Source organism: Nodosilinea sp. LEGE 07298 (assembly GCF_015207265.1).
Classification (GTDB): Bacteria; Cyanobacteriota; Cyanobacteriia; order Phormidesmidales; family Phormidesmidaceae; genus Nodosilinea.
This window is the reverse complement of sequence record NZ_JADEXE010000319.1, coordinates 1-7,400: the sequence shown is the minus strand read 5'-3', so window position 1 is coordinate 7,400 and position 7,400 is coordinate 1. Positions and strand designations below refer to the sequence as shown.

The following is a 7,400-nucleotide window of genomic DNA, read 5'->3' as shown; positions in this document are numbered from 1 at the left end:
CCCCCATGCCTCGCAAACAAAAATACCCCCACCTGCTCGGCTCCAAATGGACGGCTCGCCAAAAGACTGAGGGCTGGCGGCATTTTCAGGTGGCTAACCGCAAGCAGGAGGGCCAGTGGGTGTTTGCCGAACTGGTTGCCTCCTGTGACCCAACGGTGCGGCTCTGGGTGAATGCCAAGCAGCTGAAGAATCCATCGCTCTGGCAGCCGGGTTGGCAACCGCTGAGCAACCCTATGGCTGAGGCTGAAGCAGAAGAATTTTGGTTAAACTAGATACAGGCTAGGCGAGTTAAGACTCAGGTTTTGGGGCTGACACAGCACGAGACCCTGAAACGCGCTAAAGTCAATAGAGGCAAAGGTTGGCCAGAGGACAGCAGCTATGTGGCACGTCGTTTATATCATTGCATTTGCGGTTCTGGCCATTATGGCGATCGCAAATCTGGTCAGAAACCTAGTTTTGCTCGGCAGCAATGCCCGCAATCCCCAATCGTCTCGGTCCTACGGTGGCCCGCAGGCTACCCAGGGCGATGGCCCAATGCCCCACCCCGAACTGCTCGATCAAGATGGCCACGTCATTCGCGAGCCGCTGCTGGTGATGCGATCAATTTCGGTCAAAGATGCTCGTGAGCAACTCGACGCCCTCTACGATGGCACCGGCAGTTCTCTCGACGAGACCGAAGAAAGCGGTTCCGAACCTGAGTAGCTGAGCGTAACTCAAAGCAATTAACCTCAAAAAAGCCGAGTTCTTGCTTCAGCAAAAACTCGGCTTTTTTATCTGCTTTTATTTGTCAACTAGCTGATTTGGACAGGCGTTGTATCTCAAACTTGGCAGCGATCGCTGCACCCTTCCCCTAACAGCGCCTCTCGCTCTGCCAAGATAGTCTTTAGGCTAGGTCTGCCGGTCATCGCCAACCGCCAGTTGGCCCAAATGCCATAAATCCAGTCCACCAGAGGGCCAATGAGAGGCCACCCAGTAGGGGCATAAACCCAGCCCAAGCCGAGCACGGCATATACCTGGCGAAAGACCTCTACGTTTTTAATCGTTGTGCCATTGGGCAGAACGGCGTGAATACGGCCCATGGCTGTGGCAAAGTCAACGCCGCCGTTGTCTTCGGGGCTGTAGTCATCGGCCGCGATGTCAGTAAAGGCAACCAGGCCACGTCCGCCGTCTTTTTTGCGCAAAAAATTCACCTCTCGCAGGCAGAGGGGGCAGTCGCCGTCGTAAAGCAGCTTAATTTTCCAAGCGGTGGTGTTTGGTACTTCAGCAGCAGAAGGGGCGGTGGTCGTCATGGCAGGCAGCGCAAGGTAAAGATGTAAGCCCGAAGGCTCTACACATATCTTAATAAAACTTGCGGTGCTTTGCCCTGATTGGAAGGGTCGGCTATTCACCGATCTAAGCCTGCCTATGCACTTAGCCTAGAGCACCCGCGCCTTGAGCAAAGTACGTGGCAGGGTTAAGAGCTTACGCAGCGAGGGCACAAAGGCCCGTTGGGTAAAAACGTCGTAGTTGTTTTCTTCAATCACGTCCAAAATTTGACGGTAGAGGGCCAAAGCCGACCACACCGGCCAGCGGGCATCTTCACTCAGCAGCCCAATGCCGCTCTCTGCTTCGGTATAAAACCGACGAGCGCGATCGATCTGAAAAGCCATCAGGGCTCGCCAGCGATCGTCAACGACACCAGCTATCAGGTCGGTCTCGGTGTAGTCAAAGGCCGCCAGGTCGGCTAGGGGCAGATAAATACGGCCCCTGCGGGCATCTTCGCCCACGTCGCGCAGAATGTTGGTGAGCTGGTTGGCAATGCCTAGCGCGATCGCCTGGGGAGTGGGGTCAAGCTGCTGCTGCTGGCTCCAGGGGGCTGTTTGTAGCTGGGTATCAATGCCCATTACCGTAGTCGACATCAGCCCTACGGTGCCCGCCACCCGGTAGCAGTAGAGTTCTAAATCCTCAAAAGTATCGTAGCGAGAGCGATGCAAATCCATCCGCTGTCCCGCAATCATGTCGCGAAAGGGCTGAATATCGAGGGGAAACTGCTCCAGGGTGTCGACTAGAGCCACATCCTCGTCATCGACAGGGCAACCCGCAAAGATTGACTCTAGCTGGGCCTCCCAGCGGTCAAGGGTTTTTTCGCTAGTAAACTGCGCCTGCGGCCCATCCACAAGTTCATCGGTCCGGCGGCACCAGACGTATATCGCCCAAATGGCGCGCCGTTTAGCCGGAGCCATCAGCATGGTGCCGGTGTAGAACGTCTTGGAATACTTAGCCGTGACGCGCCGACACACCTCATAGGCGTCCTCAACGGAGGATAGGGATTGGATGGGGGGGGAATCCGTCAGTTGCAGCATTAATGACCCAAACCTGGAGAATATACATCTCAAACCGACTACAGGCAATTCTGCTTAACCTAGCCTCTCACAACTGCACCCAACTTTGGCAAAACAGTTGAAATCGGCCCATTCTCAGAAGCAACCCTGCCCCCGCCGTTTCTAAAGATTATATGTTGCAATCCGTAACATTTGACCGTAAATTCTGAATCCGTGCAGTCTGCCACTAGCGAGTCCGTAGTTGCCCTACCCAATTCAAAGCCATCCAGATAAGATAATAGACTGTGTGTAAACTGCTCAATAGTCTCGGTCTCTACGTTGGTTGTACCGTAATGACATCGCGCTATGGCAGGGCGTGATATTGATAATGGTAAGTGGCCTGGGTTCAAGCCGTCGCCTATGCTCTAGGGAAAGGCATTCCGGCTATCGGCTATCCGCTGACCAGCCCCCTCGTTTTGTCTGTATACATCTGTCGATTGTTGGGAGCCTTGCCCGTGCCTCAAACTAACTTTGATTTTCTGCAAGAGTCTGATCCGCTGCTGGCGAGCATTGTGCAGCGTGAGCTACAGCGCCAGCGCGACCACTTGGAACTGATTGCCAGCGAGAACTTTACCTCGGCAGCGGTGCTGGCAGCCCAGGGGTCGGTACTGACAAATAAATATGCTGAGGGCTTGCCCGGCAAGCGCTACTACGGTGGCTGCGCTTTCGTCGATGAGTCCGAACAGCTGGCGATCGATCGCGCTAAAGAACTCTTCGGGGCCGCCCATGCCAACGTTCAACCCCACTCGGGGGCACAGGCTAACTTCGCCGTATTTCTGGCTCTGCTAGAACCCGGCGATACCATCTTGGGTATGGATCTCTCCCACGGCGGACACCTCACCCATGGGTCGCCCGTCAATGTCTCGGGTAAGTGGTTTAAGGTGTGCCAGTACGGCGTTAGCCGCGACACCGAACAGCTCGACTTCGACCAAATCCGCACCCTGGCCTTAGAACACCGCCCGAAGATGATTATCTGCGGCTATTCGGCCTATCCTCGCACCATCGATTTTGAAAATTTTCGCGCGATCGCCGACGAAGTTGGAGCCTACCTGCTGGCCGACATCGCCCATATCGCCGGACTAGTAGCTGCTGGCCTGCACCCCAACCCCCTGCCCTATTGCGATGTGGTCACTACCACCACCCACAAGACCCTGCGCGGCCCTCGCGGTGGTTTAATTCTCACCCGCGATGCCGAGCTGGGCAAAAAGTTTGACAAGGCGGTCTTCCCAGGCAGCCAGGGCGGCCCCCTAGAGCACGTCATTGCCGCCAAGGCTGTGGCCTTTGGCGAAGCTCTCAGGCCCGAGTTTCGCACCTATGCGGTTCAGGTGATTGCCAATGCCAAGCGGCTGGCAGCCCAGCTACAGCAGCGGGGAATTAAGGTCGTCTCCGACGGCACCGACAACCACCTGGTTCTGGTCGACCTGCGCTCTATCGGCATGACTGGCAAGCGGGCTGACAAGCTAGTCAGCGATGTCAACATTACCGCCAATAAAAACACCGTGCCCTACGATCCTGAGTCGCCCTTTGTCACCAGCGGGCTGCGCTTAGGGTCTCCGGCCATGACCACCCGAGGCATGGGCGAAGCCGAATTTACCGAAATCGCCGACATCATTGCCGATCGCCTGCTCAACCCAGACGACGCCACGATGGCGGAGCACTGCAAGAGGCGAGTGGCGGTACTGTGCGATCGCTTCCCCCTCTATGCCCACCTAGGCGGGCTGGTTCCCGCCTTAGTCTAAAAGAACGGTATTAAGTGTCAGGTTCGAGGTGCCAGGCAGATCCTAAAACCTTGAACCTGATACCTAACACCCCTAATTCCCAAAAATCTGGGTATACCAGCGAGTTCGATCGCAGATTCCTCCATGTAATGTCGCAGAAAATTAGGGTGACACCTTAATGATCTGTCATAATTGCATGGAGTTTTTGCTTATTTAGCAGAGTCGGCCTATCCTATGGACTGTTTAGGGCCAGAATACTCTCTGATTCAGTTTTAATACCTTGGTGCTCAGCGCTTAGGATAGTCCTGGGTTAAAGGGTGCCGTCAAGGCAGAGTAGGCTGCTGAAATAGAACCCAACCAGCTGAGTTCCGGGTTCTCAAAATAGGAGGGGTGAGGATGCCGTTCGTTTTCTATCATGTGCTGGCCTTTGGTATCTCCGCCGTGGTGGTGCTTGGCACAACGCCCATTGTGCGCCGCATTGGCCTCAAAAGCGGGCGCGTAGACCAGCCCGGTGGTCGCAAGGTGCACGATAAGCCTATGGTGCGACTGGGTGGAGTCTCGATATTCCTGGGTACCCTGCTGGCACTGCTGGCGGTATGGTCTTTAGGCGGGTTTATCGATGCCACTGGTGAGCATCTCGCTCCGCCGCAAGAGTTTCAAATTTGGGGCGTTACCCTAGGCGGGCTGGCGTTCTTTCTGATCGGCCTGACCGACGACCTGTTTGGACTTTCTCCGATTAGTCGTCTGTTTATGCAGGCCGTTGTGGCCACAATGGCTTGGTATGTAGGCGTCAGCATCGACTTCCTCACCATTCCTTTCTACGGGTTGATCCAACTGCCCGACTTTATCAGCCTGCCGGTGACAGTTTTATGGCTGGTAGGCATGGCCAATGCCATCAATTGGATCGATGGCCTCGATGGTTTGGCCGCCGGTGTCTCGGGTATTGCGGCGCTGGTCATGCTGGTAGTGAGCCTGTTTATGAATCAGCCCGCTGCGGCTTTAATCGCCGCTGCCCTGGCCGGGGGTGCCCTGGGTTTCTTGCGCTACAACTTCAATCCGGCCAAGATCTTCATGGGCGACGGTGGAGCCTACTTTATGGGCTTTACGCTGGCTGGGGTAGGTGTTATTGGCCTAGTTAAGACGGTGACGACAGCGGCGGTACTGCTGCCCTACCTAATTTTGGCTGTGCCTATTTTGGATATGTCGGCGGTCATTCTAGATCGCCTGCGCGCTGGCAAGTCGCCCTTTGTGGCCGATAAGCGTCACTTACACCACCGCCTGCTACAGGCCGGGCTTTCCCACCGCGTGACAGTACTATTTATCTACGTGCTTACCCTGTGGGCAGGCAGTCTGGCCCTGGCCTTTGCCGGTGTTCCCAGCGGGCTGGTCTACGCTCTAGGGGCTACGGCTTTACTCAGCTACACCGGCTGGCGGCTGCGGCAGCGGACTCGCTGAGGGACCGTAGGGATATTCGTAGGCTTGACGCAGGTTGTTGGCCCGATAGACGTGAATGGTTTCAGTTACCGCCCCACCCCGCCGCAGGGGAACAATGGCTAGGGGCTCAATGCTCTCAAAGAGCGGGCGGTAGCGATCGATAATTTCGTCGGTTTCGGTGAAGCGATCGATCGTCATGTACAGCCCGTCTTGGCCTACCCAGTCTTGGGGGTTATGCCAGAAGGCAAAACCGCGTGGGTCTTGGCTAAAAGCGGTCACCGGTAGGTCGACCAGGGGGTGAATGGCCATAGCAAAATAGCCCCCCAAATAGTATTCGTTGGTGAAAACAAAGCCTACCTCATCCAGGGCTGCCCTCACCTCGGGCCTGTCGTCAAACAGGCGCTGCATTTGTGAGGTGTCGAGCAGTTCGGTAGAGCCATCTTGCTCAACCGGTACTAGCCCACCCCAAATGGCATAGGTGCTGGGCTGCTGCAAAATGCCCAGCCGCAGGTGCAGCAGCGCCACCATCGAGAGCGAGGCCAAAAATAGCCCTGAGCCCCACAGCCAGCGACGAATCAGCCGAGGCCGCTGGCGCTGCCAGACCAGCACCTGGGCCGCCAGCAAAATGCTGATGCCCCAATAGCCAGGCGCGGGCCAGGCAGGTAGAATCTGCTGCTTGCCTCCCAGTAGGGTAAACAGCAGCATAATGGGCAGCGACAGCCAGAGAATGAGGGCTTGCTTGTAGTGATCCTGGGCTTCGCCACCGCTCGGGCTGGAGGAAACCAAAAACAACGCCTGTTTGCCGCTTTGTTTGGCGGCTACCCACCACAGCGGAAATCCAAAGAGGGGAAACAAATAGACGATCGATAGCAGCCAATAGCCCATCATTTGGCCCAGGCTAAAGCTGCTGCTGCCGGTGTTGCCATCAAACCGCATGCCCAGCTGAAAGCGAAAGGAAATCCAGTCGTGCTGGCTGTTCCAGTACCAAAGCGGAAAGAGGGTGAGGCCAAAGACGACGATGGCGAGCAGGATCCAGGGCGATCGCAGCGCTGCGCGGTAGGGGCGATAGACCACACAAAACCCCACCAGGCTGAGGCCCAGCACAAAGCCGTGGTACTTGCTCAGGCAGGCCAACGCTACGGTGAAACCCAACAGCGCGATGCGCCAGGTGGGCACGTAGGTAGCTTTAATCGGGCTGTGGTTACCGAGGCGGCTACGGTCAGGGAAAAACTCCCAAGCGGCCACCAGCAGCGTAGCGCTCCAAAACAAACTTAGCCCATTGTCGGGAGAGGTCAGAATGCCAAAGGCGATCGCAAACAGCGGAATCAGGGTGACAATTGCTACAGCCATTTGCCCGACTGCCGCTGAAAACAGGCGTGCTGCCGTTAGGTACAAAAATATCAGGCTGATGCAGTACAGCGCCAGCGCCCCCAACCGCAGGGTAAAGGGTGAAACAATTCCGGTTAACCACCAGCCCACTCCAGTCGTCAACGCGACGATGGGCGGATGGTCAAAGTAGCTCCAGTTCAGGTAGCGGCTGTAGAGGTAGTAGTAGGCTTCGTCAAAACCTGGCAGCATCCAGAATGCGACGATAGTGCGGTAGAGTAGGCCTCCCAGCAACAGGGCCAGGAGCCCAGAGGCCCAGCCGGGTTTGCGATCGCCCCTTAGGGCAGGTTTTTGACCATCGCCTCCAGAAGCGGGTCTTTGACCATTGCTCCAACCTGTCATCGGGCTTGCTCCCTATATACCAACCAACGCAATATCAACCACACATGACTCGCCAGGGAATGCCTTCAAAAGGCCTGACAGGCTTTTCTTGGCTCCCCTGCAATGGTCATAATGACACTATTGCGCCCCAGCTCTCTTTCCTTCGCCCTCACCCCCCATG

Annotated in this window: 7 protein-coding genes; 4 read left to right on the top strand and 3 right to left on the bottom strand. The window is 56.2% G+C overall.

Translation table 11 applies throughout. The annotated features are described in order from the left end of the window. Window positions 1–5: 5 nt before the first annotated feature. Both IQ273_RS28010 and IQ273_RS28005 read left to right on the top strand, forming a co-directional pair. Window positions 6–272: a TIGR02450 family Trp-rich protein gene (locus IQ273_RS28010; protein WP_194026409.1), complete on the top strand. Its 267-nt coding sequence runs from the start codon at window positions 6–8 to the stop codon at window positions 270–272. A 106-nt stretch (window positions 273–378) separates the two neighbouring features. Further along, window positions 379–702, top strand: coding sequence for a DUF2973 domain-containing protein (locus IQ273_RS28005; RefSeq protein WP_194026407.1), 324 nt, complete (start codon window positions 379–381; stop codon window positions 700–702). A gap of 116 nt (window positions 703–818) precedes the next feature. Here the strand turns inward: IQ273_RS28005 and IQ273_RS28000 are convergent, their stop codons facing one another. Next, window positions 819–1,289 (bottom strand): thiol-disulfide oxidoreductase DCC family protein, encoded by a 471-nt coding sequence (locus IQ273_RS28000; protein WP_194026406.1) that lies wholly within the window; start codon window positions 1,287–1,289, stop codon window positions 819–821. Between the two features lie 126 nt (window positions 1,290–1,415). Then, complete coding sequence (gene crtB / locus IQ273_RS27995; protein WP_194026405.1) at window positions 1,416–2,342, bottom strand: 15-cis-phytoene synthase CrtB; 927 nt, start codon at window positions 2,340–2,342, stop codon at window positions 1,416–1,418. Between the two features lie 473 nt (window positions 2,343–2,815). Between crtB and glyA the strand changes: the two genes are divergently transcribed. Beyond that, window positions 2,816–4,099, top strand: coding sequence for a serine hydroxymethyltransferase (glyA, locus tag IQ273_RS27990; RefSeq protein WP_194026408.1), 1,284 nt, complete (start codon window positions 2,816–2,818; stop codon window positions 4,097–4,099). A 375-nt stretch (window positions 4,100–4,474) separates the two neighbouring features. Further along, window positions 4,475–5,533, top strand: a complete 1,059-nt coding sequence (locus tag IQ273_RS27985; RefSeq protein ID WP_194026404.1) for a glycosyltransferase family 4 protein — start codon at window positions 4,475–4,477, stop codon at window positions 5,531–5,533. Here the strand turns inward: IQ273_RS27985 and IQ273_RS27980 are convergent. Continuing rightward, window positions 5,489–7,240, bottom strand: coding sequence for a glycosyltransferase family 39 protein (locus IQ273_RS27980; protein WP_194026403.1), 1,752 nt, complete (start codon window positions 7,238–7,240; stop codon window positions 5,489–5,491). The genes IQ273_RS27985 and IQ273_RS27980 overlap by 45 nt on opposite strands. Window positions 7,241–7,400 lie beyond the last annotated feature (160 nt).

Bases quoted from the DNA above. Each gene is read 5' to 3' on its own strand.
- IQ273_RS28000 (WP_194026406.1), bottom strand. From the start codon at position 1,289: ATGACGACCACCGCCCCTTCTGCTGCTGAAGTACCAAACACCACCGCT.
- IQ273_RS28010 (WP_194026409.1), top strand. From the start codon at position 6: ATGCCTCGCAAACAAAAATACCCCCACCTGCTCGGCTCCAAATGGACG.
- IQ273_RS27980 (WP_194026403.1), bottom strand. From the start codon at position 7,240: ATGACAGGTTGGAGCAATGGTCAAAGACCCGCTTCTGGAGGCGATGGT.
- IQ273_RS27985 (WP_194026404.1), top strand. From the start codon at position 4,475: ATGCCGTTCGTTTTCTATCATGTGCTGGCCTTTGGTATCTCCGCCGTG.
- crtB (WP_194026405.1), bottom strand. From the start codon at position 2,342: ATGCTGCAACTGACGGATTCCCCCCCCATCCAATCCCTATCCTCCGTT.
- IQ273_RS28005 (WP_194026407.1), top strand. From the start codon at position 379: ATGTGGCACGTCGTTTATATCATTGCATTTGCGGTTCTGGCCATTATG.